General features: G+C 60.6%; 20 protein-coding genes and 5 pseudogenes. 13 read left to right on the top strand and 12 right to left on the bottom strand.

The window, feature by feature from the left end; all coding sequences use genetic code 11:
• Positions 1 to 474: 474 nt before the first annotated feature.
• The 4 genes from JQK88_RS16600 to JQK88_RS36180 form a co-directional block, all read right to left on the bottom strand.
• Positions 475 to 1,884 (bottom strand): tetratricopeptide repeat protein, encoded by a 1,410-nt coding sequence (locus JQK88_RS16600; RefSeq protein WP_312037285.1) that lies wholly within the window; start codon positions 1,882 to 1,884, stop codon positions 475 to 477.
• A 254-nt stretch (positions 1,885 to 2,138) separates the two neighbouring features.
• Complete coding sequence (locus JQK88_RS16595; RefSeq protein WP_192250531.1) at positions 2,139 to 3,392, bottom strand: adenylate/guanylate cyclase domain-containing protein; 1,254 nt, start codon at positions 3,390 to 3,392, stop codon at positions 2,139 to 2,141.
• The gene (locus JQK88_RS16590; RefSeq protein ID WP_203278855.1) at positions 3,389 to 3,778 is read right to left on the bottom strand and encodes a response regulator; all 390 of its coding nucleotides are present in this window, start codon (positions 3,776 to 3,778) and stop codon (positions 3,389 to 3,391) included. The genes JQK88_RS16595 and JQK88_RS16590 overlap by 4 nt, the downstream gene beginning before the upstream one ends.
• On the bottom strand, positions 3,775 to 8,958 hold the full coding sequence (locus tag JQK88_RS36180; RefSeq protein WP_246749857.1) for a GAF domain-containing protein: 5,184 nt from the start codon (positions 8,956 to 8,958) through the stop codon (positions 3,775 to 3,777). Before JQK88_RS36180 ends, JQK88_RS16590 begins: the two co-directional genes overlap by 4 nt.
• A gap of 661 nt (positions 8,959 to 9,619) precedes the next feature.
• On the opposite strand from JQK88_RS36180, the gene JQK88_RS16570 reads away from it, so the two are divergent.
• The 7 genes from JQK88_RS16570 to JQK88_RS16535 all read left to right on the top strand — a co-directional run bounded on the left by JQK88_RS16570 (position 9,620) and on the right by JQK88_RS16535 (position 13,981).
• Entirely contained in the window at positions 9,620 to 9,946 is a 327-nt protein-coding gene (locus tag JQK88_RS16570; protein ID WP_181183450.1) for a DUF736 domain-containing protein, read from the top strand.
• Between the two features lie 79 nt (positions 9,947 to 10,025).
• A complete protein-coding gene (locus tag JQK88_RS16565) occupies positions 10,026 to 10,172 on the top strand; it encodes a hypothetical protein (protein ID WP_203278854.1) in 147 nt (48 codons plus the stop codon).
• A gap of 72 nt (positions 10,173 to 10,244) precedes the next feature.
• Positions 10,245 to 10,526 (top strand): helix-turn-helix transcriptional regulator, encoded by a 282-nt coding sequence (locus JQK88_RS16560; RefSeq protein WP_027042654.1) that lies wholly within the window; start codon positions 10,245 to 10,247, stop codon positions 10,524 to 10,526.
• Between the two features lie 17 nt (positions 10,527 to 10,543).
• The gene (trbF, locus tag JQK88_RS36175; RefSeq protein WP_246749856.1) at positions 10,544 to 11,548 is read left to right on the top strand and encodes a conjugal transfer protein TrbF; all 1,005 of its coding nucleotides are present in this window, start codon (positions 10,544 to 10,546) and stop codon (positions 11,546 to 11,548) included.
• Positions 11,545 to 12,600 (top strand): P-type conjugative transfer protein TrbG, encoded by a 1,056-nt coding sequence (trbG, locus tag JQK88_RS16545; RefSeq protein WP_203278853.1) that lies wholly within the window; start codon positions 11,545 to 11,547, stop codon positions 12,598 to 12,600. Before trbF ends, trbG begins: the two co-directional genes overlap by 4 nt.
• On the top strand, positions 12,597 to 13,754 hold the full coding sequence (locus JQK88_RS16540) for a TraB/TrbI/VirB10 family type IV secretion system protein (protein ID WP_203278852.1): 1,158 nt from the start codon (positions 12,597 to 12,599) through the stop codon (positions 13,752 to 13,754). The genes trbG and JQK88_RS16540 overlap by 4 nt, the downstream gene beginning before the upstream one ends.
• A 2-nt stretch (positions 13,755 to 13,756) precedes the next feature.
• Entirely contained in the window at positions 13,757 to 13,981 is a 225-nt protein-coding gene (locus tag JQK88_RS16535) for a DUF2274 domain-containing protein (protein WP_192250613.1), read from the top strand.
• A 454-nt stretch (positions 13,982 to 14,435) separates the two neighbouring features.
• On the opposite strand, the pseudogene JQK88_RS36170 reads toward JQK88_RS16535, so the two are convergent.
• A pseudogene (locus JQK88_RS36170) lies at positions 14,436 to 14,682 on the bottom strand (LysR substrate-binding domain-containing protein); the annotation flags it as partial.
• A gap of 463 nt (positions 14,683 to 15,145) precedes the next feature.
• On the opposite strand from JQK88_RS36170, the gene JQK88_RS16530 reads away from it, so the two are divergent.
• Complete coding sequence (locus JQK88_RS16530; protein WP_192250616.1) at positions 15,146 to 16,006, top strand: class I SAM-dependent methyltransferase; 861 nt, start codon at positions 15,146 to 15,148, stop codon at positions 16,004 to 16,006.
• Between the two features lie 65 nt (positions 16,007 to 16,071).
• On the opposite strand, the gene JQK88_RS16525 is transcribed toward JQK88_RS16530, so the two are convergent.
• Both JQK88_RS16525 and JQK88_RS16520 read right to left on the bottom strand, forming a co-directional pair.
• The gene (locus tag JQK88_RS16525; RefSeq protein WP_203278851.1) at positions 16,072 to 16,527 is read right to left on the bottom strand and encodes a hypothetical protein; all 456 of its coding nucleotides are present in this window, start codon (positions 16,525 to 16,527) and stop codon (positions 16,072 to 16,074) included.
• Positions 16,490 to 16,726, bottom strand: coding sequence for a hypothetical protein (locus tag JQK88_RS16520; RefSeq protein WP_203278850.1), 237 nt, complete (start codon positions 16,724 to 16,726; stop codon positions 16,490 to 16,492). Before JQK88_RS16520 ends, JQK88_RS16525 begins: the two co-directional genes overlap by 38 nt.
• A gap of 44 nt (positions 16,727 to 16,770) precedes the next feature.
• Here JQK88_RS16520 and JQK88_RS16515 point away from each other — a divergent pair, with 44 nt between their 5' ends.
• Positions 16,771 to 16,998, top strand: coding sequence for a hypothetical protein (locus tag JQK88_RS16515; RefSeq protein ID WP_192255701.1), 228 nt, complete (start codon positions 16,771 to 16,773; stop codon positions 16,996 to 16,998).
• Positions 16,999 to 17,045: 47 nt separating this feature from the next.
• Here the strand turns inward: JQK88_RS16515 and JQK88_RS37435 are convergent.
• The 3 genes and pseudogenes from JQK88_RS37435 to JQK88_RS16505 form a co-directional block, all read right to left on the bottom strand.
• A pseudogene (locus tag JQK88_RS37435) lies at positions 17,046 to 17,124 on the bottom strand (DUF378 domain-containing protein); the annotation flags it as partial.
• A 162-nt stretch (positions 17,125 to 17,286) separates the two neighbouring features.
• Positions 17,287 to 17,769, bottom strand: coding sequence for a pyridoxamine 5'-phosphate oxidase family protein (locus JQK88_RS16510; protein WP_312037284.1), 483 nt, complete (start codon positions 17,767 to 17,769; stop codon positions 17,287 to 17,289).
• Positions 17,770 to 17,856: 87 nt separating this feature from the next.
• Positions 17,857 to 18,381 (bottom strand): annotated as a pseudogene (locus tag JQK88_RS16505) (IS66 family transposase); the annotation flags it as partial.
• Positions 18,382 to 18,870: 489 nt separating this feature from the next.
• Between JQK88_RS16505 and JQK88_RS16500 the strand changes: the two are divergent.
• Entirely contained in the window at positions 18,871 to 21,504 is a 2,634-nt protein-coding gene (locus JQK88_RS16500) for a bifunctional diguanylate cyclase/phosphodiesterase (RefSeq protein WP_203278863.1), read from the top strand.
• Positions 21,505 to 21,549: 45 nt separating this feature from the next.
• Here the strand turns inward: JQK88_RS16500 and JQK88_RS16495 are convergent.
• Together JQK88_RS16495 and JQK88_RS16490 are read right to left on the bottom strand one after the other, a co-directional pair.
• Positions 21,550 to 21,704: pseudogene (locus JQK88_RS16495) on the bottom strand (IS481 family transposase); the annotation flags it as partial.
• Positions 21,705 to 22,180: 476 nt separating this feature from the next.
• Positions 22,181 to 23,155: a helix-turn-helix domain-containing protein gene (locus JQK88_RS16490; protein WP_192250618.1), complete on the bottom strand. Its 975-nt coding sequence runs from the start codon at positions 23,153 to 23,155 to the stop codon at positions 22,181 to 22,183.
• Between the two features lie 146 nt (positions 23,156 to 23,301).
• Between JQK88_RS16490 and JQK88_RS16485 the strand changes: the two genes are divergently transcribed.
• The 3 genes and pseudogenes from JQK88_RS16485 to JQK88_RS16475 all read left to right on the top strand — a co-directional run bounded on the left by JQK88_RS16485 (position 23,302) and on the right by JQK88_RS16475 (position 26,774).
• Positions 23,302 to 24,561, top strand: a complete 1,260-nt coding sequence (locus JQK88_RS16485; RefSeq protein WP_203278849.1) for an NAD(P)/FAD-dependent oxidoreductase — start codon at positions 23,302 to 23,304, stop codon at positions 24,559 to 24,561.
• Between the two features lie 570 nt (positions 24,562 to 25,131).
• Entirely contained in the window at positions 25,132 to 25,380 is a 249-nt protein-coding gene (locus tag JQK88_RS16480; protein WP_192250624.1) for a DUF982 domain-containing protein, read from the top strand.
• A gap of 285 nt (positions 25,381 to 25,665) precedes the next feature.
• Positions 25,666 to 26,774 (top strand): annotated as a pseudogene (locus JQK88_RS16475) (IS110 family RNA-guided transposase).
• Positions 26,775 to 26,777 lie beyond the last annotated feature (3 nt).

The following is a 26,777-nucleotide window of genomic DNA, read 5'->3' as shown; positions in this document are numbered from 1 at the left end:
TGTGGACGTCTGCGACAGACGCTGGCACACCCCGAAACACAAATCCCCATAGCTCACCGCGCACGGACCGCGGGTTCCTGCATGAGAGGCTTTCGTACGCCTGACGGCACCCGAAACCCTTCAGCATCTCGGCCGTTGAGGTCGGCTTCGCAGCTTCCTGAAAGCGGACCTTGCCGGCGATTAGGCTGGAGGTCGCGGTTGCGCCAAAAACGGCCGATCAGCCGTCCTGCTGAAGCAGCCATTGCCTATGCCTACGGATCGCCGACTTGGCTTGAGATCGAGCAGGTGCTTTGCCACAGGCGCCCCATCGCTGGCCCACGCGACGAGTTGGGATCAGTGACCCCCTGATATGACGCGGGATCGCTTGTACGGCGCCCTACGGCGATTTGTGGAGGGCCGACGCCACCCATGGTGCGGTCTTTGCGATCTCGGTGCGTTCCCAACTCGCGATCGGTATGCGCCAACCTGACAGCGCTATTCCGGCAGCCCCGCCTTTCGCAAACCTTCTGCAAGCAGAGCCATATCGGCCGCACGCCTGATTGAAACGACGTCGGCGAGATTGGAAATTCGTTGGCCAGGATCGAGGGCGAGAATTCGGCTCACCACCTTTTGCGCATCCTCGGTTCGGCCAGCGTGAGCATAGCTTGCAGCCGCAAAGCGCAACGACGCCAAAAAGTCCGGCTTTTCCCGCAACGACCTTTCCGCCCAGGATGATGCCTCCTCAAATCGACCAGCTAAGAGATGAGCCACTGCAACCGCATTAAGCATATCGAACATGAACGGGTCGACCGGGCTCATGCGTATCGCAGTGGCCAGGTGCTGGAGGGCGGTTTCCGTATCGCCGAGGTCGGCTCTTACCCAGCCGCTGAATAGCCACGCAGTAGCCAGGTTCGGATTGAGCCCAAGCGCGCGATCAATGAACGCTGCCCCGCTATTGTAGTTGCCCACGACAAACGCGAGCGCTTCCCCGCCGAGTGAGAGCGCAACCGCGTCATCCCTGCCCAAATCCACGGCCTTCAGAGCCAGGCGTTCTGTCTCGACGGTTTCCTGCTCACGATCGGCCATCCAGCCGTTCGCCTTGCGCATGACGGCACACAACGCGGCCATGCCGTATGCCGAGGCGAATTCAGGGTCGAGTTCGATGGCTTTGTAAAACAACTGAAGGGCGTCTGCGTTGGATTCCCTGGTCAACAGGTGGAGGCTTGCTATCCCGCGCAGGTAGTAGTCGTAAGCCTCAAGGTGCTCGGTCGGCTTGCGCTTGGCCCGCTCGATCTCTGCCTGTTCCAGCTTCGGAGCGATCGCTCCGACGACGCTGCGGGTCACTTCCTCCTGCAGCTCAAAAACGTCCTCCAGCCCGCCGTCGAAACGCTCGGCCCATAGATGTGCACCCGTTGTCGCATCGATAAGCTGCCCGGTGATGCGCACCCTGCTCGCCGCCTTGCGCACGCTCCCTTCAAGCACGTAGCGCACACCAAGCTCGCGTCCAACCTGCTTAATGTCCACTGCCCGGCCCTTGTAGGTAAAGCTCGAGTTTCGCGCGATGACGAACAGCCAGCGCGTCCGGGACAGCGCGGTGATGATCTCCTCCACCATGCCGTCAGCGAAGTAGCCCTGCTCGGGGTCGCCACTTAGGTTGTCGAATGGCAAGACCGCGATGGACGGTTTTTCGGGAAGCGCCAGCGTATCCCTTGTCGAGAATGCCGAAGTGGATTTTGCTCGACTGACCTGATAGGCGCGCACCGCGTCCACGATGTTGTGGACCTGCTGGCTACCGAGGTCGGTGTAGGCATAATCCAGTTTGCCTTTGACCTGCTCGTAAACGTTGCTCGCGACGCAGACGCCGCCAGGTTCTGCAAGCTTCTCGAGCCGCGCGGCGATGTTCACGTCTGCCACGACGTGAACGGCAGCTTTGCGCCGGTGGGTTCAATAGGTCGCCGCAACACTCCTAATCTGAGAGGGTGAGGAGGTGTTGCATGGTGACGTCACGGATCTGGTTTACGTCAGCGCAGAAGGCCGAGCTTTGGGAGCGATGGAAGCAAGGTCAGAGCATTTCGTCGATCTCGCGGGCACTGGACCGCCGGAATAGCGGACATTACCGGCGGTCAGGCCGGAGGTCGCGGTTGCGACTGGCGCAAAGATCAGTCGAGGCTGATCCGCGTTCCCTTGGCGCCGTTGAGCAGCCGCTTGAGATGGAAGCTGGCAAGCTGGTCGTCCGGACATTTGCCGATCTGCGTGGCGAAAGCCGTAAGCGCGTTTGCATCGCCGGCCTCCAATCTGCCGAAGGCTTCGAGATAGCTCGCCGTCGAAGGATCGTCATACTGCTTTGACGACAAAGGCTCGAACGCGCGCAGCGCCTCGGCCCTGCCGCGCAGCATCAGATCGCCGACCGGCCGTCCGCGGAAGCCGTCGACCCTTGCAGCCGCGCTCCCGCTGACGCAGATCCGCGTGCCCAACTGCTTGTTGGCGCTTTCCAGCCGCGCCGCGATATTGATGGTGTCGCCATAGGCCGTGTAGTCGAAGAAGCGGCCTCCGCCGAAATTTCCGACCAGCGCCGGACCTGCATGGACGCCGATGCGGGTCGTACCGACCGCGACGCCCTTGTCGCGCCAGCAATCGCGGAACGATTGCGACAGCGCGTCGAGCTCGAACGCGCAGGCAACCGCGCGCGCCGCATGGTCCTGCTGCTCGCCAGGAGCGCCGAACAGCACATGCAGCGCATCGCCGACGATCTTGGCGACGGTGCCTTCGTGCGCGAACACGACGTCGGTCATGCCAGCCAAATAGTCGTTGAGGAGCGCGCCAAGCGTGGCAGGGTCGATCGTTTCCACTAGCGTGGTGAAGCTGGTAATGTCGGTGAACAGCGAGGCGACCTCGCGCCACTGCCCGGCTAGCGCCGACCCGTCTGCGTCGCCGGCCAGCCGTTCGGCCAGATTGGGCGAGAAGTAGCGCGACAGCGATGCATGCGCGCGCTCCGCGACCGCTTGCCGCCGATGCGCCTCGTGCAGCACCTCTCGATGCTTCAAGGTCTTGGCGATCGTGGTCTCCAGGTCGGCAAAGTCGATCGGTTTAGTGATGAAGTCGAAGGCGCCGCGGTTCATCGCAGTGCGGATGTTGGCCATGTCACCGTAAGCGGAGACGATGACCGTCGAAAGCTGCTGCCCCTCGGCCTGCTGCAGCTTCTCCAGCAGCGACAGGCCGTCCATACGGGGCATGTTGATGTCGCACAGCACCATGTCAATGTCGCTGTTGCCGTCGATGACGGACAGGGCGTCCACACCATCGCTGGCAAACAGGAAAATGACCGCGCCGTCGCGGATCTGACGCCGGAACTTCTGGACGATCAAGACCTCAAGATCGGGCTCGTCGTCGACCACAAGGATGCGCGCCGTCACGCCACCATTCCCAGCCGGGTTTCGATCTGTTGTCTGAGCGCCGAAAAGTCGATCGGCTTGGTCAGCAGCGCTTCGGCACCGTTCTCCAACGCCTTGCTCTTGGTTTCGGCGTCGCCATAGGCGGTGATCATGATGACCGGGACGTCCGGCCGCTGCACCTTGATCTTCGGCAGGAGCTCGAGCCCGCTCATGCCGGGCATGTTGATGTCGGACAGCACCAGGATCAGTGTCACCCCTTCGGCGTCGTCTATCTGCTGCAACGCATCCACCGCCGATTGCGCGAACTCCATTGTGAAGCGGCTGGCTCGGATGTCGCGGCGGAACTGCTGGCGAAACAGCGGCTCGACGTCGGGCTCGTCGTCGACGACCAGGATGAGGAGGCTCATTCTTCACCTCCCGATTTTGCGAGCGAGGCCGCAGCGCGCGGCAGCACAATCCGAAACTCGGTGAACTCGCCTGGCTGGCTGATGACGTCGATCGTGCCAGCATGCTGTTTGACGACGATGTCGTGGCTGAGCGACAGGCCGAGCCCGGTACCCTCGCCGGCTGGCTTGGTCGTGAAGAATGGATTGAACATCTTCTCCTTCACCTCCGGCGGAATGCCGGTGCCGTTGTCGCGGATCCTGATTTCGACACGGTCGCCGAGACTCATGGTGGTGGCGGAGAGCGTCGGCTCATAGTCCGCGCCATTCGCCGCGGTGCTGCGCTTGGCTGTTGCATAAAAGCCGTTGGAGATGAGGTTGAGAAGCACCCGCGTGATCTCCTGCGGGTAGAGATCGACATCCCCCGCCTGCGGGTCGAAATTCCGCGTCAGCGTGACGTTGAATCCCGGCTTTTCGGCGCGCGCCCCGTGATAGGCAAGGTTCAGGCTCTCCTCCACGATGGCATTGATGTCAATCGGACGATGCTCTCCTGAACCAGCGCGCGAATGCAGCAGCATGTTCCTGACAATGGAATCGGCCCGCTTGCCGTGCTGGACCACCTTGTCGAGATTGCTCTTGAGAAGGGCTATCAGCTCGCCGACCTCTTCGCGCACGGATGCCTCCAAAGGCGCTCCGGCCAGCACACTGTTCAAATCATCGATGAGTTCGCCGGAGAGCGCTGAGAAGTTGTTGACGAAGTTGAGCGGGTTCTTGATCTCGTGGGCGATACCGGCGGTCAACTGGCCGAGTGAGGCGAGCTTCTCCGTTTGCACGAGACGGTCCTGCGCGGTCCTCAGATCTTCGAGCGAGCGTGACAATTCGCGGGTACGCTCCTGCACCTCGTCGAACAGCCGGACGTTTTCGATCGCTATGCCGGACTGGTCGGCAAACGTCTCGACGAGCTCGATCTGCCTCGGCGTGAAGTCCCGCACCTGTGACCGCGTCAGCGCGAACACGCCGACCGGCGCGCCTTCGCGCAAGATCGGAACGCATAGAATGGTACGGTAGCCGCCGAGCTTCTGAAGCTGCGTAGCCCCGTAGTCCGGGTCGGCGAGCACGTCCGAAACGTGGACGGCGCGGGCTTCGAGGGCCACCCGTCCGGTGACGCTGTCGCGACTGGCGGAGAAGGGATTGGCTTTGGCGAAAACCGCGGCTTCAGGCAAATTGCCGTACTCGGCCGACCACCGGTAGAGATCGCCGTCGCGCTTGAAGATGACGCTCGTGTCCGCGTCGCACAGCTTGGCCGCTGATTCCACCAGCGTGTCGAGAACCGGCTGCAGGTCGAACGTGGAGCGGCTGATGGCCTTCAGCACATCGGCCGTCGCCGTCTGCTGCTGCAGCGACTCGCTCAATTCCGCCGTGCGGGCCTGTACCTCATCGAACAAGCGGACATTTTCGATGGCGATCACCGCTTGGTCGGCGAAAGTCTCGACCAGCTCGATCTGCTTTGGCGAGAACGGCCCGGGCGCCTTGCGCATGACCAGAAGCAACCCCATCAGTTCCGTGCCGCGCAGGAGCGGAACGCCGAGGATGCAGCGAACGCCGCGCTGCCGCGCCACGTCGGTGAAGGTGAACTCGGGATCGGCTTCGAAATCCGGTACGTGAACGGTTTTCTGTTCCAGCAGAACGCGCCCCGACACCGATCCGCGCCCCGGCTGGCGCATGATCTTGGTATGGGCAGGGGCCGCTTCCGGATCTCGGCTGAAGGTTGTGGTCCACTGAAATCCGTCGTCGACCAGACGATAGAAATCGGCAATGTCCGCGTCGCAGAGGTGCGCGGCGGACTCTGCCAGGGTGTCAAGGACGTTCTGCAGGTCGAAGGCCGACCGGCTGATGACCTTGAGCACGTCTGCTGTCGCTGTCTGCTGCTGAAGCGAGTCGCTTAGCTCCGCGGTCCGCGCCTTAACCTCATCAAACAGGCGGACATTTTCGATGGCGATCACCGCCTGGTCGGCGAAGGTCTTCAGAAGTTCGACTTGCTTAGCGGCAAGAAAGCCCGTCTCAGCACGCCCGACTGCTATGCAACCGATGGGCAGGCCGTCACGCAGCATCGGCACGGCGACAGCACTGCGCAGGCCCGAAAAAGCCGCCGCGGCGCGATGCGTGAATTCACTATCCAAGGTGAGGTCCGGGATCTGCGCCACGTCAAGATATAGAATTGCCCTTTCGGCAGCGCTGCCGCGAGTAGGTGCCACGGGAAAGGTGTTGCGCACGATCTCAACGCTTTCTTCGGTGATGCCGTGATGCGCGACGAAATGAAGAAGCTCGCCGTCAAATCTGTAGACAAAGCAGAACTGTGCTTCGCATAGACGGGCGGCGCTTTGCGCGATCATATCAAACACTGGCTGCCCATCGGTGGGCGAGCGGCTGATAACGCTAAGCACATCGCTGGTCGCCGTCTGGTACTCCAACGCCTCTGTGGCCTCCCGTGTCCGCTGCTGCACCTCCTCGAAAAGGCGGACGTTCTCGATCGCAATTACGGCCTGGTCGGCAAAGGTCTGGACAAGTTCGATCTGGCTATCGGTGAAGGCCCCGGGTTCAGGTCGCGTCATTGCGAAGACGCCAATTACCGATCCTTCGCGCATGAGCGGTACACAGAGCACAGCCGAATAACCTCCGAGTCGTGGAGCTTCGGGAAGGCCATGTTCGGTGTCCTTGGTAACATCCGGAATATGGACGACTGCCTTGTCGAGTGCTGTTCGGCCGACCCAGGATTGTCGGCTGATCGGACTCGGATTCGCCTCTTCATACGCGCGATACTCCGGGGTTTGGCCGTAGCCTGCCGCAAGCCGGAAGACATCGCCGTCCCGCATAAAGATGCCAGACGTTTTCGCACAGCAGAGCCTCACAGCAGAATCGATAAGTGTCTGCAGGACGCTCTGCAGGTCGAATGCGGAGCGGCTTATGACCTTGAGCACATCCGCGGTCGCAGTCTGCTGCTGTAATGCTTCGCCAAGCTCGGCGGTGCGCGCCTGCACCTCTTCGAAGAGCCGCACATTGCCGATTGCGATGACGGCCTGGTTGGCGAAAGTTTTGAGGAGGTCGATTTGATTGTTGCTAAAGGGCCGCGCCTCGATGCGCCGGATCATAAGCGCTCCGATTGCTTTTCCTTCCTGCAACAGCGGAGTGGCGAGAATCGCGCGAAAACCAAGCCGTTGAGCCATCATTCGGCCAGTTGCGAACTCCTCTCCAGCGATGGTCAAGTCATGAACGTGGACCGGCACCCGATCCAATACGGCGCGGCCGGTAACGATGTCGCGCGCGACCGGCAAGCCAGTGCCGTCAATCGGAATCGGTCCGTGATGTGCTCCCACAGCCAGCCTGTCGGAGCGCAGCAGATAGATCGTTGCGTCATAGGCGTCGCAGAGCCGAGCGGCACTTTCAGCGACTGCGTCCAGCACAGGCTGAATGTCCGTAGGAGACCCGGCGATCACTTGCAGTATCGCGCCGGTCGCCGTCTGCTTCTCTAGCGCGTCGGTCAGGTCACGGCCACGCGACTCGACCTCTTCGAACAGCCGCACGTTCTCGATCGCGATGACCGCCTGATCCGAAAATGTCTGCACCAGTTCGATTTCGCGCGTACTGAACGGAGAGACCGACGAGCGGGCGAGGACGAAGACGCCGGTCACGGCGCCGTCCCGCATCAGCGGAACGCCCAGCAGGGTACGGAAGCCGCCGAGCCGCTGGCCTTCGATGTTGGTATACTCCGGATCGTCGAGAACGTCGGCAATCTGCTCTACGGACCCGCTCTGGGCAACGCGGGCGGCGATGCTGCCCCGGCCCGGCGTGACCGGGAGCTTGTTCATGTGGTCCTGGAATTCTTGGCTCCATCCGATCTGTACCGTCGGCTGCAACACGTCGCCCTGGCGCAGATAGATGTAGCCCATCCCGGAATGACAGAGGTCGGACGCGGACTTCACAAGCGTATGCAGCACGGAATCGAGATCGAACACCGAACTGCTGATCGTCTTCAACACTTCGGCCGTCGCCGTCTGCTGATCCAGCGACTCGGCCAGTTCACGATTGTGCCCCTCGACTTTCTCGATCAGCCGGGCATTCTCGATCGCGATCACGGCCTGGTCGGCGAAGCTCTCGACCAGTTCGACTTGACGCGGTGAAAATAGCCCGATCGTCCGCCGCGCCAAGCCGAATACGCCTATGGTCTCCTGACCCCGCTTCAGCGGAACAGAAAGTACTCCGCGGAAAGTGCCCATGACTGCCACTTCCGGCCTTTCGTATTCCGGGTCTTCAAGCGCGTCCGCCACGTGGATCGTCAATCCCTCCAGCGCGGCGCGGCCCTGGAACGTCCCTCGTCCCACGACATGTGGGTTGGCTCGTTCGTATGCATGCAGCTCGGCAGCTTGCCCGCCGCCTGCCATGAACCGCAACGTGTCGCCAACGCGCAACGTGATTGCGCCCATGTCCGCCCCGGCCAAGCGTATTGCCGAGTCGACCAGCGTCTGCAGTACCGGTTGAAGATCGAAGGCCGACCGGCTGATTGCCTTGAGCACATCAGCGGTCGCGGTCTGCTGCTCCAGCGCCTCGGCGAGATCGCGCGTGCGCGCCTGCACCTCGTCGAACAGGCGGACATTTTCGATGGCGATTACGGCCTGGTCGGCGAAGGTCTTGAGTAGCTCGACTTGTTTTTCGCTGAACGGTCTGACCTCCGTTCGGCGAATGACGAGTGCTCCAATGGCCTCGTCCTCACGCAGCAAAGGGGTGGCGAGAATTGTCCGGTGTCCAAGCCGTAGCGCCATCGATCGGCCTGCAGGGAACTCGCCCGCCAGCGCCAGCAGATCATGCACATGCATCGGCCTGCGATCGATCACGGCGCGGCCGGTGACCCACTCCCGCGTGATGGGAAAAGTGGCGAAGTCGATGGGGATCGGCCCGTGGTGTGCGCCAATGGCCAGCGATTCGCCTTGCCGCAGAAAGATCGCCGCGTCATAGGCCTCGCAGAGTTGTGCGGCGCTTTCGGCGACCGCATTCAGGACCGGTTGGATATCGGTCGGCGATGCGGCGATCACCCTGAGGATCGCACTCGTCGCAGTCTGCTGTTCAAGGAGATTGGCAATCTCCGCGGTGCGTACCTGATTTTCTTCGCGCGCCGCTGTCAACTCGGTTCGGAGCGAGCTGATAGTCATCTCAGAGTCGGGCCCTCCCACTGAGGTGCTCCTGTCTTTCTCTGCTCAGTGTCGGCTTTGGCCAGCCTAGCGTCAAGTTTGGTGACCTGCAACGTCCGTTTGTGACGCAGCGCGGCCGCTTTGGTGATGCACCTGAGCGTCGGATTTCGGAGCTATTGCAGACAGGGAATACGTCCGAGATGGGATCGTAGGCCGAGTGCCCGCTTCTTCGCACCTTGACCTAAAACCAGTCGGTCAGCTTCCGGCCCAAACACGACCTTCGTAGTATGGGGTCGTGCGCTTGGAACCGGATGGGCAGGGGCTTTGATGCGGGGCAAGCCATTGTAGGCTGACGTCCTGGCAAACCCAGTCCGTTTTGTCTCTGGGCCACTGATGCCGCCATTGCCTCCCTCCTTCATTTCACAGAGGGCACCAACGACCTCTCGAACGGGCTGATCTGGCCGAAGGACGGCTGAAGCCTCGACCGCCTATGCCGCAATGGCGCGGCGCGCGTTTCTTCCCCTGGGCAAAGCCCATTCCTCGCGAAAACAAGAAACGCGCGCCTGCGCCATCCTCCGCTTTGCTGCGGTCGCAAGCGATGCGGCGGCGGTCGCCTCCGGCCCCACGATCGCCATCGAGGTCGCATGGCGCGGGCTCGGAAACGAAGAAACGGAGACTGAAAATGGCTACCATCGGCACTTTCAAGAAGACCAATGCGAACGAGTTCACCGGCGAGATCGTCACCCTCAGCGTCCAGGCCAAGGGCGTGCGCATCGTCCCCGATACAAGGGCCAGCGGCGAGAACGCTCCAAGCCACCGCGTGGTGGTCGGCAAGGCCGAAATCGGCGCCGCCTGGTCGAAGCGCTCCACCGAGGGTCGCGATTATCTCGGCCTTAAGCTGGACGATCCGAGCTTTACCGCTCCGATCTACGCCAACCTCTTCGCCGACGAGGAAGGCGAGGGCCACAGCCTCATCTGGTCCCGCCCCAGCCGCCGCAACGGCGAGTGAACTGGCAAGCGCCTCGCCCGGTACCGGGCGAGGCGTCCTCTCCCGCTGATCGCGGAAGCTTTCCGCGCCGCCGGGCGCCATGACCGGGCTTCCTTTCATCATGCGCTGCTTGATGCGCGATGGCGTGAAGATGGTCGAGCGCGGCTATCACAATTGCTGCGCGCCGGCGCCACTGCCTGAAGGCCTCTTGGCGGTGCGAAATAGTGGCCCTCAATTGCGCACCTGATCACCGTCCTCACGCTCCTCCATCCTGGCCATCGATCGCCGTTCAATCGCGACGGCCGCAAGGAGACATCCCATGAATGCCGACGCCGCGCCATTGCCGCCGCGCTACCTGCGCACTTCGGAAGCTGCGCATTTCCTCAGTCTTTCGGCGCGAACGCTGGAAAAACACCGCACATACGGCACCGGGCCTGCCTATCGCAAACTCGGCGGCCGCGTCGTCTACGCCGTCGACGACCTCCAGGCCTGGGTCCAGCGCGGCGCCATGACGTCGACATCCGATCCGCATGGGTCGGTGCTGCCCGCCAAGCCTCAAGCCGCCCGCCTGATCGCCTATGCCGGGCGCGAAAGGCGCTGACCCGGCTGATCTCCCCTATGTCTGGACGCACACAGCAACCGTCGGAACGCGGACAGCTTGATCTGTTCCACGCGCTGCCCGGTGTTGTCGCGCCACGCGATGCGCAGGATCTCATGGCCTATCCCTTCTTCTCCCTCGCCAAATCCAGGCGCATCGCGCCGATCGACTTTCGCGCCGGCGATGTGGCGATCCGTGTCGAAGCGATGCCCGACCACGGCATGGCGACGATCTGGGATGCCGATATCCTGATCTGGGCCGCGAGCCAGATCGTCAGCGCGCGGGATGCCGGATTGCGCACGTCGCGCCTGATGGCCGCGACGCCATACGAAATGCTTACCTTCGTCGGCCGCGGTGTCTCGAAGCGAGACTATTTGCGCCTCAAGGCGGGGCTCGACCGCCTGCAGTCGACAAGCGTCGTCACCTCCATTCGCCAGCCCGCCGAAGGCCGGCGCCATCGCTTCTCGTGGATCAACGAATGGCAGGAGCGCTTCGATCGAAACGGCCGCCCCCTCGGCGTCGAATTGATTTTGCCGGATTGGTTCTATCGCGCCGTTATGGTCGATGCGATGGGCCAGGTTCAAGCGACCGCGCCAGCGATCGCGGATTATAAGCCGACTGATCCTCAGATAGCGTGGCATCTCGCCCGCTTTGTCGAACAGGTGCGCTCCATCCCCGCCGATCCGATCATCCTGCGCCAGGACTGGCTGCGCGCCTATGATTGGACCACCGACCAGGGCGCTGCGGCGCTCAACGACTATGCCCGCGCCAACGACCCTTTCTCCAGGGTCGGCAAGCAGCAGGTCGCGGTGGATATTTCTTCGGTCATCAGGGCTTCACCCGGCTCCTTTCGTGTCGCCTGGATCGAGCACCACTACGAAAACGGCCAGCTTTCCGGCACCGAGCGCTGGACCGCGATCCTGACGATCGTGACACAGATGCCAAACGACGCCGAACGTCTTCGCGCCAATCCGCTCGGCATCTACGTCAACGCCATCAACTGGTCCCGGGAGATGAGCCAATGAACCTGCCATTGTGTGTCATCGCCACTCCGGCTTTGACAAGGTCGGCGTTTGCCTTGGTGTTGCTATCGGGCTCGATACTTGCCGGTTGCGCCACACCGCAGAAACCACCTCAGATCTCTTATGATGCCTACGTGCCGCCTTTGCCCGCCGCTCCGGTAGCCGCGCTCGATGAAAGGCCAAAGCCGCCGCACGTTCCACCAGGGTGGGTCCCGGCCCGCGGCGGTGTCGCCGGCAGCACGCCGGTGGCACGCGTCGAGAACGCCAACGCGGCGGCGCGAGTCCAGCCGCGTCGTGAGGGCTATTACAACGCCATTCAGATTTATCCTTGGAGTGAAGGAGCCCTTTATCAGGTCTATGCGGCTCCCGGACAGATAACGGACATCGCGCTTGAGCCTGGGGAAAGCCTGACTGGCGACGGTCCGATCGCGGCGGGCGATACCGCGCGCTGGATCATCGGCAACACCGAAAGCGGAGCGGGCCTCACCCGGCGTGTCCATGTGCTGGTAAAACCTTCGCGCGCGGACATCACCACCAATCTCGTCATCACCACCGACCGGCGCAGCTACATGATCGAGTTGCAATCGGGCGAGAAGCCGTACATGCCCGCCGTGGCATGGGCCTATCCCGCGCCGCCGGCCGGACAAGCGCGAACGATCCCCGCGACGCCGATCATACCAGACGTCACCGCACGCAACTACCGTTACGGTCTGACCGGCGACACGCCACCCTGGCGACCGATTGCCGTCTATGACGACGGCCGGCGAGTCTACGTCGAGTTTCCACGTGGGATCGTGCAAGGTGAGATGCCGCCTGTTTTCATCATCGGCCCGGACGGCGAGGCCGAGATCGCTAACAGCCGCGTTTACCAGAACACCCTGATCGTCGACCGTCTCTTCGGCGCTGCCGAATTGCGCCTTGGCAGTGGCAAGCGGCAACAGGCCGTCAGGATCGTTCGCGCCGATGCCACGAGGAGAGGTCCGTCGATGTCAGGCACCAACGCGGCGCCGAATGCAAGGAACGCGTTTCGTCAAAGGGGAGGGGAGCAATCATGAACGAGAACGAAATCCCGGCTGCCCCCATGCAGCTTCGCGCCGATCCGCCGCGCGTCACGCGCCTGTCCCGCAAGGTGCTCGCCGGCATTGGCTTAGGTGCATCGCTTGGCGTCGGCGGTGCGCTGATCTACGCGCTTCAAACGAATGAAACCGGCCGGCATGGCGACGAGCTGTTCTCGACGTCCAACAGGCAGCCCGCCGACGGACTGGCCAGCCTGCCACGCGACTACACCGGTCCCGTTCTTGGGCCGCCGCTGCCTGGCGATCTTGGCCGACCGATGCTTGACGCACAGCACAAGGGGCAGCCCGTCGTGCCGCCAACGATCGCGACACCCATGGTCAATGAGGCCGAACAACGCCGGCGGGCCGAAGAGGAGGCGGCCCGAATCTCGCGTGTCTTCTTCCAGACAGGGCACTCAACTGGGGTGATGGCCGAAACCCAGCCCGGAGGAACCTCCCCGCCGAACCTTGGCGGCCCCGACCTTGCCGGTCAGATCGGCCAGTCCACCACACTAGACCGTCAACTCGACTTTCTGAATGCGGCCGCTGATCGGCGCACCGTGGCGCCGGATCGCGTCATGCCGCCAGTATCGCCCTATGTGCTTCAGGCAGGGGCCGTCATTCCGGCGGCTCTCACCACCGGTATTCGTTCCGATCTGCCCGGTCAGATCACCGCCCAGGTGACCGAGAATGTCTATGACAGTCCGACGGGTCGCTCCCTGCTGATCCCGCAAGGCACGCGTGTCATTGGCCAATACGACAACGGCGTCGGCTTCGGCCAGCGGCGCGTGCTGCTTGTCTGGGGCAGGCTGGTCTTTCCCAACGGACGCTCCATTGTTCTTGAACGCCAGCCTGGCACTGACGTCCAAGGCTATGCCGGCCTTGAGGACGGCGTCGACTACCATTGGGCCGAGCTGTTCAAGGCAGCCGCACTCACCACCATCCTTAGCGTTGGCGCGGAGGCCGGCTCGTCCGGCCAGGAAAGTGACATCGTGCGCGCCTTGCGCGGCGGCGCCTCCGACAGCCTCAGCCAGGTGGGCCAGCAGATCGTCCAGCGCCAACTCAACATCGCACCGACGCTGACGATACGGCCGGGCGTCAATGTGCGTGTGGTCGTTACGCGCGATCTCGTGCTAGAACCCTACGGAGGCTGAAAATGGCCAAGCTGAAGCTCGGTCCGATTGCAGACGACAAGCCGGTCAAGGTCACAGTGGAACTGCCGGCGCCGCTGCATCGTGATCTGTCCAGATATGCTGAGATCCTTGGGCGAGAATCGGGTCAGCCATCCACTGATCCTCTTCGCCTTATTGTGCCCATGCTCGAGCGATTTATCGCGACGGATCGCGGCTTTGCCAGAGCCAAGCAGGAGCGGAAAGGTTGAGGAATCACCTCGCCGCAAGGCAAAATGAGCAATGCCAAAGGGCGCGATCGCGTAGATAAATAAGATATAAGCGATGCCTATAATGCCGACGCGTCAGCTGGCAGCCAGCGGTCCTGGCACCCAGGCATGTGATTTGGATCGAGCCAGCCGCTGCCGAGACTCCAGGTCGGCCCAGCCGTTCAAAAATGTCGTGCCAACTTGGCGACGGTCATCTTCAAGGTGCAGGTGGGGCAAGGCATCTTTCGCCGATGAGAGCTATGCCAGAGGACAGTCGCCTTCTGTCGTGTGGATGCCGCTTGGTGGCACAGACAGCATCAATTCTATCCGAGACGTCTGGCTGGGATCGAATCCAAAGCGTGCTGTCCTGCGTCTTATGACCGGTCTCGGCTAATCGCAGGCCGACCAACTCGGCGAGCTCCGGAATTTGCTCCACGCTAAGATCGCTTGTCGCCCTTCAATCACTTCCCCATACACCTATCAACATCTTGAGAAATCGCTCAGCCGCCGGCGACAAGGTGCCGCCGCGGCTGCGAACCACGCCGACGGTGCGCGATATCTCGGGATTGCGGATGGGGCGGGTGATCAGAAAACGGATGGTCTTCTCGAGGGGTTGCCATTCGTGGCGGCACCGAAATCCCGAGGCCTGCATCCACCAGCCCAAGCGAGGTGGAAAGATGCGTTACCTCGTAGAACCAGCGAATGGTCCATTAACCAGAAATCTCCAATCCCCATGATTTCCGGGCTTTGATGGCACGCGGGATTTTCCTGTTCGCCCCACGCACGAAGATCTGGTAACCGCTTTTGCTGCCGCCCTCTCATCCAGCCGTCGGACGCAACACACGGTTTGAATATCGGAGTACGCAGAGCGCAATTCTGCACCTCAAGGGGTAATCTAGGCTTGGCCTCGCGTGCGCAGCCATAAGCCCCCGCCTATCCTAGAACCGCCCTGCGATGAAGCTTTGCGCCTTAGGGCCGACACAATGAGGTAGAGCGCCTGTTGGACTTGGGTTAGGCGGCGGGCGCAGCGCCGATACGGTCGGGAGCTCGCAATAGCCCGCTAGGATGGGGCAGCCTCCTTCCATTGACGCCAGGCCCTTTCGCTGCAAGGATTACTTTAAGGTTTTGTTTACCACACCGTAGCCACGGCGTGAACAGGAGGTGTGATTGGAACCGTATCTGGGTGCGAACCGTCTTAATTGGGATGATCGAGCCGAAATCCATTCGACCGATTCTACCGGCAGCTATCAGATCGAAAATGTCCTGGCTGGCGGGTCCAACCTCTACGAACTGGAAACGGGCGAGGTTGGTGATATTGTCGGCAAGGACATTATCCATTTGCAGTGTCATATCGGGCTGGACACAATCAGCCTGAAGCATCTTGGTGCGGGCAGCGTTACCGGTCTCGACTTTTCGCCGACAGCGATCGCGGCTGCGCGGGATTTCGCTGCGAAGGCGGGCACGGATGTACGATTCGTGGAAGCGCCACTATACGAGGCTGTCGAAGCGCTAGGCAAGACATTTGATATCGCGTACGTTACCTGGGGCTCGGTAAATTGGCTGGACGACGTGTTCCGCTGGGCGCGGATTGTTAGTGCTCTTCTGCGACCGGGCGGACGGCTCTACATGGCCGAGGGCCATCCACTAATGTTCCAGTGTGATCGCAAGGCTGCAGCGCTGGAGTTGAAACACGACTGGCGAACGCCGATAGCTAGGCCGCTCGCCTGGAATGAGGATCTAACCTATACCGGCGACGACCGCATTCTGAAACATTCGCGCTATTATGAGTGGATCCACCCGATTAGTGACGTAGTGAATGCGCTAATTTCAGCTGGGCTGACGCTCGACTTTCTAAATGAACACGACAGAGTATCGTGGCAGCACTTTTCGTTCGCGGTGAGGGCAGGCGCCAATATGTACCGCTTGCCAGAGGACACTCCCAAGATCCCAATGGCCTACTCCATTGGCGCGACCAAGAGGAGCATCGGTATGGCTCTAGTTGCTCCGACGGTCTCCGAGGCCCACTAGCAAACCGGCGTAGGCGGCGGACTCACTGTGTAGAGAATATCCTTGATGCGGCCTTGCCGCCGCTTTCAAGGGACATCGTCGCACTCCACACATGCGGCAAGGCGCTCGGCGCGTCCGGCGCACTCGTCATCGGGCCGGGACTGCTGTGCGACTATCTCGTCAACCGCTGCCGGCCTTTCAGTGAGGTGAGAGCGCGGCAAGGGCGAGCGACACTGACCCTTAATAAGGCGTTCATCAGCGCGACTTCGCGCCGCGACTTCCGGCGCCCCGTCTTTGGCCTTGGCGTATGCGTTCGGGCTGGTGTCTGGGGTATAGATCAGGCCGACTTTGTTGCCCTCGCACTTCTTGCAGAGAAGCTTCGGCCGGATGTCCCACTCCATGGCCGGCGCATCCGAGCCTAAGCGGTCGCGGCGCTTCGCAAGGTCGAGTTCCTGGTTATGATGACAGGCCGGGTTGTGGCAGTGAGCCGTAACCTTCATCTTGTCATCGATCAGCGATTGGAACGTCCAGCCTTTGCTCATCCGGCGGATATAGCGCGGTCATGGCCATGCCGCCGTCGCGGTGGATGATCGCGTCCAGGATAGTTTCATAGACACTGCCGGTGTCTTCCTCGACACTGCCTATGCCGATCGCTTCGGAAAGCCCAGCTTCGGTGAGCACGACTATTTCACCGTGGATGATGGCGCTCTCGACACCGAGCCGTTTCGCCGCGCTGGCCAAGTCGCGATATTTCGCCGTCCAGTCATAACCGTTGCGCGGATGAAATGGCCAACCCTAAGCCGAAAACTAGCAGCGATCCGACATCTGACCTTTGCCCCTACGACCTTGCCTTCTTTATGGAAAAGCACGGGCTGTCGAAAGATGCGGCGGGAGTGATCCTGCACACCAACGGCCCGTCGCGACAACGATGCGACTATGCGGCGGAGGCGTTCCTGCGTTTCAAGCTTATGCGCGAGACGCGAGCGAAGCCGCCGGCTCCAAGCATCAAATGAAAACCCCGCCGACCGGAGTCAGCGGGGATTTCGAATGCTGATCGTAGACCGCAGATCGCGGCAACGAGGTCAAACTGGAACACCTACCCGAAGCCAATTGAGGCCCCCAACGATGATAAGCAGCATGGTGACAATGTTCAGCGCGTGCTTCTCCTGAAATTGAATGACGCAACCGAACGCCGCCTATCGGACAATGTCCCCTTGCACTTTTTGTAGGATTTCCGATCAATCTCGGCGTCGGCAAATCGGGCGCCATAAGATCGGGGGTTTCGGTCCTGACAGGTCCGGCTACTTCATGCGAACCTGTGCGACGCTGTCTTTGTAGTCCTCTTTCGGGTCGCCCATCCCGAGGAAAAGCTTTAGCCCGGCGACAATGCTGGATGCATCTTTCCAGATTTCGGCGTCCGCAGGATCGAACCTGAGTAAGCACAACTTCGGGTCTTCCTTGCCCTCCTCGAACCAGGCGGCGACGAAGCGGTTCCACAAGCGGTCGATGACTGCCCTATCATTGTCGATCCTTAGCGTGCCTTGAACGGTTGCGAAGAGGTCGTGTCCCTTGGCGGCATAGACCAGTGTCGCTTCCTTCCCAGCTGCAACGGCCTCGGCTAGGTCGGTATCCTTCGCTGTGAAGAAAAAGATGACGTTGCGATCACCGTCGAACTGCGCTGTCATCGGTCGAGGGTGGGCGCCTCCGACGCCAATCATCGCCGTCATGTCGGACCGGATAGAGTCCCAAAACTTGCTTCTGAATTCCTCATTGTTGTCAGTCACGGCATCTCTCTCCTGTGAGAAAGCCCAACGCCGGGTACGTGCCTTGGTTCCTCAGGCGAAGCTCGCTATTAAGGCGAACTTGCGTCTTCATATCGAGTTGGCCTTTCTCAACGGAGGAAAGTGCCATGCCAAAAAAACCCGTTTTGATAAAGACCCGCGGGCGCCACTTGTATTTCGTAAGCATCGGCGAGATAGTCCGAGCGGCTCGACACCATTGAGTCTGCAGGTTTCGATCAGCGACGCGATGACTGCCCAGTGTTCGGCACCGCCGTCGGAGCAGCCAAGAGCGCGTTATTGCGGCTGAGTGCGATGGGTCGGCTGGACCGCTCGACCGCGTTGCTGTCGATCTCGATCCGGCCGTCGTCGAGCAAGCGCGAGAGGCCTTCCCAGCGCGAATGCATAACGGATCGCCTCGGCGAGCTTCGCCTTCTGACTGATCAGGTCGAGCTTTTCGCGCAGCAGGGTTCGAGATCGGCGACAACTCAAGCGCTCTTTTCCTAGCGCATGGCGAGCCGTTCGTCAGCCGATCGGCCGCGGATGGCGTCCTCGATCTTGTATAGCTCGGCGATCCGGCTCAGCCTCGCTGGCAATCGGCGCGGGACCAGCGCCGGCGCACGTGCGCCCTGCGTCTGGAGAGGCTTAGGCTTGGCATGCGATAGTGTCGATGTCTATTATCCGCAAGCCGAGAGCATCAGGGTGGTACCGGACAATCTGGCGACCGACACGCCTACGCGAGCACCAGAACAGCTAGCTGGTTCCTAGGCTGAATGAGCCTTGCATTCTTGCATTGCAAGCGCTGTTCTCAAGGGCCACGGACTTGATTTCGGGCGCACAGATGTAGGCCCAGGGCAGCAGGTCGTCGATCTGGCTGTTTGGGTGGCAGTTGACGATCGTGGTGAGGACGGCCAACCAGAGAGGTAGAAACTGCAAAGTTTTGCAGATCAATGAAGGTCAAAATTAATTAATGAAAGCTAATGTTCGGCCGTCGGGTCCATCCAAGCACCTGAATTCCAGGGGAGTTTCACCCTATTGGCTCTTTTCGGTTTTCGGTTCGGCGATGTAAAGCGGGCCGTTTTTTCGTCGGCAAATATTCCGGCCGCAATGGCAATTTTGGTTATCGCCATCGGTGCGGCATATGCAGACCATCAGAACACGACGGTATCGGATCAAGCCGACCGTGCCGATGTCCTGGTTAAGGTCAATCTTGTCCGCGCCAAACTTGAAAGGAATATTAGCGGAAACCTTCAACTCGTGCGCGGGTTGGTCGCTGCGGTCGTAACTGAGCCGTATATGGGACAGCAACGCTTCGCTTCACTCGCCAGCAACCTGTTTGGCGAGGGATCGCAATTGCGTAACATTGCCGGCGCGCCCGATCTGGTCATTTCCCTGATGTACCCGATGAAGGGAAACGAAAGGGCGATGGGCCTCGATTACCGGCACGATGAACGGCAGCGCGAGGCGGCGCTACGGGCACGTGACGAACGCAAGCTGGTTCTTGCTGGCCCCGTTGACCTGAAGCAAGGAGGCAAAGCCTTAATCGGCCGATTTCCAGTTTTTGTGCCGAGTGCAGGTAATACTGAACGATTCTGGGGCATCATTTCCGCAGTTGTCGATCTACAGCGCCTTTACGAGGCGAGCGGACTATTTGACGATGATCTCGGGATTGACGTGGCCCTAACTGGTAAGGACGCTCTTGGTCCAAATGGAGTTCAGTTCTTCGGCGATCCTGACATACCTAAGGGGAATCCAGTGATAGCTGAGGTTCTCCTTCCGTCCGGTTCGTGGCAGATCGCGGCTATCCCTAAGAAGGGTTGGAGATCGACTCCAAGTAACGCCTGGTTCTTGCGAGCTGTCATGGCAGCAGCCGGAGCCCTGATTGTGAGTCCTTTTTGGGCAACAGGCCGTCTGCTTGTCGAAAGAGAACGCAATTATGCGGAATTACGGCGGCTGTCGCGGCGCCTCGAACTCGCACTGGAGGCATCGGCCATCGGGGTTTGGGAGCATGATCTCGCAACCAACGATCTCTCGTGGGACGCCCGGGTCAATGAAATATACGGCAAACCCTGCGATGGAGGGAGCCGCGGCTACACTGATTGGGCGGGCGCGATTCACCCTGTGGATTTGGCAGGCGCCCACGCGGACTTCGACAGTGCCGTCGCCAGCGGTGGAACCTATTCGTCGGAGTACCGAATTGTTCGTCCGGATGGCGAGATTCGTCATGTCCGATCCAAGGCGGTCATATACCAGGCCCCAAACGAGACACCCAAAATGATTGGTGCTGAATGGGACGTAACAGCAGACGTTCTGCTGAACAGCGATCTGGTTCGCGCAAAACAGCTGTCCGAGTCGAAAAACGCGGAACTCGAGACGGTCACGGCGCGCATAGAGCATATCGCGCTTCACGATTCGCTGACTGGTTTGCCCAACCGCCGTTACCTCGACCAGAGATTGGAGGAGTACGCGGCAAACGCAAGGCGCGATGGCGGCTCTGCGGCCCTGCTTCACATCGATCTTGATCGGTTCAAGCACATTAACGATACGCTTGGCCACGCCGCAGGTGACGCAATGTTGGTTCACGCCTCTGCCATTCTGCGATCCAAGGTCGATAATCGGGGGTTCGTCGCGCGGATCGGAGGTGACGAATTCGTTGTCCTGTGCTCGATAGGTAACGATATCAAACAACTGGCGCAGTTGGCAGAGGGGATAATTAGCCAGATGCGCGAACCCGTCTTCTACCAAGGCCATAGGTGTCGTTTTGGTGTTAGCGTAGGAATAGCAGTCGACAGCGCGAAACACATCGAAGCCAAGCAACTGTTGGTGAACGCGGATATCGCGCTTTACCGCGCAAAGAGGCGTGGGCGCAATCGATACGAATTCTTCACGGAGGCGATGCAAAGCGAAATTGTCGACACAAAGCGGATTGCCGACGAAGTTCTCGGCAGCCTCGAGCGCAACGAGTTCATAGCCTTCTACCAGCCTCAATTTGACGCAAAGACGCTCGAAATTGTAGGTGTCGAGGCGCTTGCGCGATGGAGGCACCCAAATAAGGGTATTCTAGCGCCGGATGTCTTCCTCAGGATTGCCGAGGAACTAAATGTCGTCTCGACGATCGATCGATCCATACTGAACCAAGCGCTTTCAGATTTTGAAGAATGGTCTGCTGCTGATCTTCAGATACCACGTGTATCGGTCAACGTTTCCGCACGGCGCCTCCAAGATGAAGGACTTATAGAGAGCTTAGAAGAACTCAAGATAAAGAACGGTACAGTTTCATTTGAGCTAATAGAATCCATTTTCCTTGATGGAGACGATGATCTGGTGAGTTGGAATGTCGATCGGATCAAGGAGCTTGGCATTGATATAGAAATAGATGATTTTGGCACCGGCTATGCCTCCATAGTCAGCCTGCTCAAACTGCAGCCTCGCCGGTTGAAGATAGATCGACAACTGGTCATCCCAATAGTGGCATCGCCGAAACGAAGGCAGGTCGTCTCGTCGATCATCGAAATCGGCAGGTCGTTGGGCATTGAGATCGTAGCGGAAGGCGTCGAGACGATGGACCACGCACGTGTACTCAAGGGCTTGGGCTGCGATAGACTGCAAGGCTATGCCTTCGCGCAGGCGATGGATTCCAACGATCTAAAGGCCTTTGTTCAATCTCGACGGCTACGCGCGGCCAGCCAACAACTAGGGGGCGCCATATCGAGCAACCTAGCCAGACGGATCAGATCATGATCCTGGAAGGTGGCTACTCCCCGATATGATGAGATACGGGCTCTGTTACGCCCACGTCTTGCAGATGAACTCGTAGGGCATGAGACCCTGAGGGTCTTGAGCCTGCGGGCGAAGTTGTAGGCGGCGACGAAGTCGGCGAGATGAGTGCGGAGTTGATCGTGGCTCTCGTAGTAGAAGCGCTTGACGGTGGCGTCCTCGATGCACGATTCGGGTCGAGCTTGGAATGGCGGCGGCCACCGCTGGCCTTTGGGCATCAGGCTCTCGGTCTTTTGATAGTTCCTCATCAGGATCACCACGAATGAAAGTGCCAACGGGCCCACCATTGCGGTTCTGAAGCTCCGTCGCTGCCATATCCTCCTCCACAACATCATCGCGTAAGCTCAACCCCTGAGGCGCAGCATAGCACCAACGGGTGGGCCTGTGATAAACACCTCGATCCGACCTGGGCACCCCTAGTCGCTGGCGACGCTGCCATCACACCCAGTTCGCCGGCTGCGCTCATTCCACGAATATCGGCCTTAGGGGGATGTCATCGATATCATGGCAAGCGCACTCCCCTGGACAGAGCCGAGGGCCCAAAGACGCGGTGCCGAAATGCAGACGATTGGCAGTTCCGATAGGCAGGCTTTCTGGACCCAGCCCGCCCCGGTTATCCAGAGCTCATCCATTCACAACCCTAACGTGCTGCTATCTCAAGCCCGCGCCTTCGCCATTCGGTGGGCGTCATCGACGTCTGCGCTACGAAAACCCGCCCGAAATGTGAGCTATCGTTAAAGCCGCAGGAAAAGGCGATCTCAGTCACCGACCGGTGTGCGGCATCCGGAGCGCCAAGCAACTTTGCGGCGCGGGCGATCCGCTCCGAAAAGACTCGCTTCATTACCGTCTCGGCACGTTCGGCGAATATCCGTTGCAGAAGCCGGCTGGAGATGCCGAGCTCGCGGGCCAATGGCACCGGAGCAAGATGGGGATTACTGCAACGAAGTTTAATCAGGCGGCACGCGCGGACAAAAATTGCCTCGCGCCAGGCCTCGGACGGCGTTGGCTGCTCGGCCCATGCTTCCTTCAATGCCTGGGCGAGAAGCTCAGTCGCATGGTCCTCGAAAAGCACGGCGGCCTCGGGCGAGATCTCATCCGCAACATCCAAGCCATTCAACAGGTAACTAGTCAGGAGACGTGCAAGCGGCCGATGGCGCTGGAGTAGGGAGCAGTGAACAAGGTCCGGGCGGGCCACACGCGCCGACAGAGCCTCCCTCGGAAGGCGCACGACCAGCGAGCACTTACCCGCATCGAGGGACGTGTCGAACGCCATCTTGAACTCGCGTAGGGGATCGCCCACGAAGCCCTCGCCGACCAAAAGTGTAGACTGCTGTTCGGCGCGCTCTAGCTGGCAATTTCCCCGGAGCTGAAGCTGCACGAAGAAGTAGGGCCCCTGCGATCTCGAGATTTCCGCGCGGGTGCGTGAATAGCTGGTCGCCACGGCACCATCATATTTCATGAGACCGATACCGCCGATCGCCGCTAGTCGGATTTCTCCATACGGCGCATGCTCAACTGGCTCCATGCGAAACTCAAGCGCGGTGTGGGCGATGCGGTCGCGCCAAAAGTCAAACCGCTCACCTGCCGGTACGCCCTGGGTCGTGATCACAACCATTGCGTTCCCTCTCAGTCGAAACGCCGGTCACTGCCAGTCGAGCCTTCGGGACATGGTTTGCGTAGGCTCTTCCAGCATTATGACGGAAGCGGCAGCCTTTTGCTAGCAAGTCTGCCTCCTGGTGATCCTCAGGAAGGAGGGAAGACATGAGCAGGGATTACGACGCCATTGTCGTTGGCGCTCGCTGTGCGGGTGCCTCGACGGCTATGCTGCTCGCGCGGGCAGGTCTCAGAGTTTTGCTGGTTGATAGATCCGCTTTTCCCAGTGAGATTGCGCACGGCCATTTCATCCACCGGCATGGTCCGGGTCGACTGAAGAAGTGGGGATTGCTCGACCGCCTCCTCGCCACCGGCTGCCCGCCGAGCACCACTTTTGCGCTCGACACAGGTGAAGTGCGGCTGGTTGGCAAGGATCTGGTTCATGATGGCGTCGCCTTCGGCTATGGCCCGCGCCGAAGCGCCCTCGACTGGACACTCGTCAAAGCGGCGATCGACGCAGGTGCCGACTTTCGGCCGAGTTTCGCCGTAACGGAGTATGTCTTTGACGATGATCGTGTAGTCGGTTTGCGGGGGACGGATCGCTCGGGGGGCAGGCTTCACAGCGAGCGGGCTTCGATCACGATTGGTGCGGATGGTCGGGGATCGCAATTGGCGCGCACTGTGCGTGCTGCCGAGTATGATGTGGTTCCCACTCTCACATGCTGGTTCTTTTCCTACTGGTCTGACGTGCCGGCCACCGGGCTCGAAGTTTATTCCCGACATGAAAGGGTGATCTTTGCGTTTCCAACGAACGATGGGTTGATTGCAATATTCGTCGCGTGGCCTATCTGTGAGCAATCTGCCGTCCAATCAGATATAGAGCGTCATTTCATGGCTGCGATTGACCTTGCTCCGGAACTTGCCGCGCGGGTGCGGGCGGGACGTCGCGCCGAGCGGTTTCGGGGCGCAGCACACCTGCCGAACTTCCTGCGCACCCCTGGTGGCCCTGGGTGGGCACTGGTCGGTGACGCGGGCTGTCACAAGGATCCGTATCTTGCTCTGGGCGTCTGCGACGCCTTTCGTGATGCAGAGCTGCTGGCTATTGCTGTCGAGGATGGCTTGTCAGGCAAACGGCCGCTTGCCTCGGGGCTTTTGGAATATGAGCGCCGCCGCAACGAGGCGACGAGCCCGGAGTATCAGCTCAACCTCCGCCGCGCGCGGTTCGAACCGCCGACAGAGGATGAGTTGAGCGCACAGCGGGGCCTCGTCGGTAATCAGGACGCCACCAACAGGTTCTTCATGGCTAGCGAAGGGATGATCCAACAGGAAGCTCCGATTCCTCTGCACGGCTGCCGCGAACATAATGCACCATCAAGTCTTCGATCAATTCGCGACCAATGGCGGCGCAGTTGGTCACTCGAGCTATGACCAACTGCGCGATTTCGTGGTGAACAGCGTCTGGGCGCCGCCCCGGCGGAGCGCGTTGCTCGGTCGGTTGAAGCAAAATCCACAGGTACCACAGCAGACCACTGGCGATCAGGCCTGCAGAATTGCCAGTTCGCTCGGAGCGCCGAGCAACCACGGTTGCGGGAGATCGCGCTCGTGGATATCTCCATTCGGCGCGGGCCGCCGCAGAACACATCTCTGCGTCGATACCATTGGTGCGTGTCTCTCGCGCCTTGAGCCCACCGGGTCGTCGAACTCGCCAAACGGATCTAAGATGTCTTGCGCTCCGAAATCGACTGGACGGATATTGGCCCCTGCATGCGCTGCCAGCATCGCATAGTCCGAGCCGGCTTACACAGTCGCCGCGGCCGATTCCTGGCTGCAGCCAATCGGGGGCAGATGTTTGAAGCAGTTCCAAAGGGAAGGCTTCAACGACAGATGCGGCTCTTGAAAATCGAAGACCTAAGGTTGTGCCGATGCGCCGCTGTGAGCTTGATAAAATAGCATCGTGGTACGATATATGTTCGAGTGATCATCTTGGTGAGGCCGCCAATGTCATACGAAGCATGGTTTTCAAAGCCGGTCTCGGTCGCGACCGGTCTGAGCGGGGACATCCGCACGCTTATAAGCGCTCAGCAAGCTATACAACTCCTGACGACCAACTGGCGCGACACCGGGAGCGAGAAACACATCGCTGCCCTACGGGTCTGCCGACAGGCCGTGCGGGGCGGAATTTCGCCCGACGTGGCGAGAACGACCTTTGTGGAGGCGGCTCGGGCGGCACATATGCTAGTTGAATAGCGCGCCAAGCTGCGGATTTTGTGTGCAACGGTGTCGTTCCCCGATTGTGGCTCCTCCTAAGGCTTGTTGAGATTCGGGATTCCCCCTGAGCCTGGATTGTGATTCAAGCTTTGGATGGAACGATTTGTGCTGACGGACGCCCAATGGGCGAAGATGGAACCGCATTGCCTGGGTAAACCGTAAGACCGTATGTCCGCCTCTGCCGGTGAGGTGGCTCGCCCTACACTGCGCGTCCGAGGGTTGCTCGGGCGGTCCGAGCCGATCCTCATCACAGGAGGACGAGCCGTGGCAGATTATAGGGAAGCATTTGTCGGAATTGATGTCGCGAAGCTGAGGAACGCCATCGCGATTGCGGACGCTGGCCGGGAGGGAGAGGTTCGCTTCTTCGGCGAGGTCGACGCATCGGATACGAGCATGCGCCGAGTTATCCAGCGGATCGCCACCAAGTTCGACCGGGTGTATTTCTGTTACGAGGCCGGCCCGACCGGATATGGTCTCTATCGGCTGATCCGTTCGCTCGGCTATGAATGCATGGTGGTCGCCCCGTCGCTGATCCCGAGGAAGCCTGGCGATCGGGTGAAGACGAACCGCCGGGATGCCCTTGGGTTGGCTCGACTGCTGCGCGCCGGCGAACTGACGGCAGTGTGGGTCCCAGATGAAGGTCACGAAGCCATGCGGGATCTCGTCCGCGCCCGGGCGGCCGCAGTCGAGACGCTTCGCGTCCACCGGCAGCATGTGAGCGCCTTCATGCTCAAGCACGGACGGATCTATCCTCGCAGGAAAGGCTGGTCGATGCGCTATCTGCGCTGGCTGCAGGAGCAACCGTTCGATCACCCGGCGCATCAGATCGCGCTTCAGGAAATGGTCGAAGCAGTCCGCGTCTCGAAAGAGCGAGTCGAGCGACTTGAAGGTGTGTCGAGGAGTTCGTTCCGACCTGGTCACTGGCGCCGATCGTGCGGGCGCTGCAGACCCTGAGGGGCGTAGACCTGATCGTTGCCGTGACATTCGCCACCGAGGTTGGTTACGTACAGCGGTTCGAGAGCCCGCGCCAGCTCATGGGTTATCTTGGCCTCGTTCCTGGCGAACGATCGACCGGCGAGACAGTCAGGCGGGGCGGCATCACCAAGGCAGGGAACGGTCGCGTTCGCCATATGCTGGTCGAGAGCGCATGGACCTATAGGCATCCGCCGAGGGTCGGCAAGGCGAAGCTGTACCGGCTGGAGCAAGCGCCACCCAGGCTGCGCGAGATCGCCTGGAAGGCGCAGACCCGGCTGACGACCCGATATCGGATGTTGAGCGGACGGGGCAAAAGGACAACGGTAGTCTGCACCGCGATCGCCCGCGAACTGGCCGGCTTCATGTGGGCCGTTGCCCGGGAGGCGCAAGCAACCTGATCT

Origin of the sequence: Mesorhizobium caraganae, from assembly GCF_016836705.1 — a bacterium.
In the GTDB taxonomy this organism is placed as follows: domain Bacteria; phylum Pseudomonadota; class Alphaproteobacteria; order Rhizobiales; family Rhizobiaceae; genus Mesorhizobium; species Mesorhizobium caraganae.
Note: the sequence above shows the minus strand (reverse complement) of the source record. Positions and strands in the feature narration are given on the sequence as shown.

What these genes read in the sequence shown, in the direction of transcription:
- JQK88_RS16490 (WP_192250618.1), bottom strand. Translation starts at nt 23,155, where the DNA reads ATGGTTGTGATCACGACCCAGGGCGTACCGGCAGGTGAGCGGTTTGAC.
- JQK88_RS16485 (WP_203278849.1), top strand. Translation starts at nt 23,302, where the DNA reads ATGAGCAGGGATTACGACGCCATTGTCGTTGGCGCTCGCTGTGCGGGT.
- trbF (WP_246749856.1), top strand. Translation starts at nt 10,544, where the DNA reads ATGTCTGGACGCACACAGCAACCGTCGGAACGCGGACAGCTTGATCTG.
- JQK88_RS16480 (WP_192250624.1), top strand. Translation starts at nt 25,132, where the DNA reads ATGTCATACGAAGCATGGTTTTCAAAGCCGGTCTCGGTCGCGACCGGT.
- JQK88_RS16565 (WP_203278854.1), top strand. Translation starts at nt 10,026, where the DNA reads ATGACCGGGCTTCCTTTCATCATGCGCTGCTTGATGCGCGATGGCGTG.
- JQK88_RS16525 (WP_203278851.1), bottom strand. Translation starts at nt 16,527, where the DNA reads ATGAGCAAAGGCTGGACGTTCCAATCGCTGATCGATGACAAGATGAAG.
- JQK88_RS16535 (WP_192250613.1), top strand. Translation starts at nt 13,757, where the DNA reads ATGGCCAAGCTGAAGCTCGGTCCGATTGCAGACGACAAGCCGGTCAAG.
- JQK88_RS36180 (WP_246749857.1), bottom strand. Translation starts at nt 8,958, where the DNA reads ATGACTATCAGCTCGCTCCGAACCGAGTTGACAGCGGCGCGCGAAGAA.
- JQK88_RS16540 (WP_203278852.1), top strand. Translation starts at nt 12,597, where the DNA reads ATGAACGAGAACGAAATCCCGGCTGCCCCCATGCAGCTTCGCGCCGAT.
- JQK88_RS16500 (WP_203278863.1), top strand. Translation starts at nt 18,871, where the DNA reads ATGGCAATTTTGGTTATCGCCATCGGTGCGGCATATGCAGACCATCAG.
- JQK88_RS16570 (WP_181183450.1), top strand. Translation starts at nt 9,620, where the DNA reads ATGGCTACCATCGGCACTTTCAAGAAGACCAATGCGAACGAGTTCACC.
- JQK88_RS16590 (WP_203278855.1), bottom strand. Translation starts at nt 3,778, where the DNA reads ATGAGCCTCCTCATCCTGGTCGTCGACGACGAGCCCGACGTCGAGCCG.
- trbG (WP_203278853.1), top strand. Translation starts at nt 11,545, where the DNA reads ATGAACCTGCCATTGTGTGTCATCGCCACTCCGGCTTTGACAAGGTCG.
- JQK88_RS16560 (WP_027042654.1), top strand. Translation starts at nt 10,245, where the DNA reads ATGAATGCCGACGCCGCGCCATTGCCGCCGCGCTACCTGCGCACTTCG.
- JQK88_RS16515 (WP_192255701.1), top strand. Translation starts at nt 16,771, where the DNA reads ATGGCCAACCCTAAGCCGAAAACTAGCAGCGATCCGACATCTGACCTT.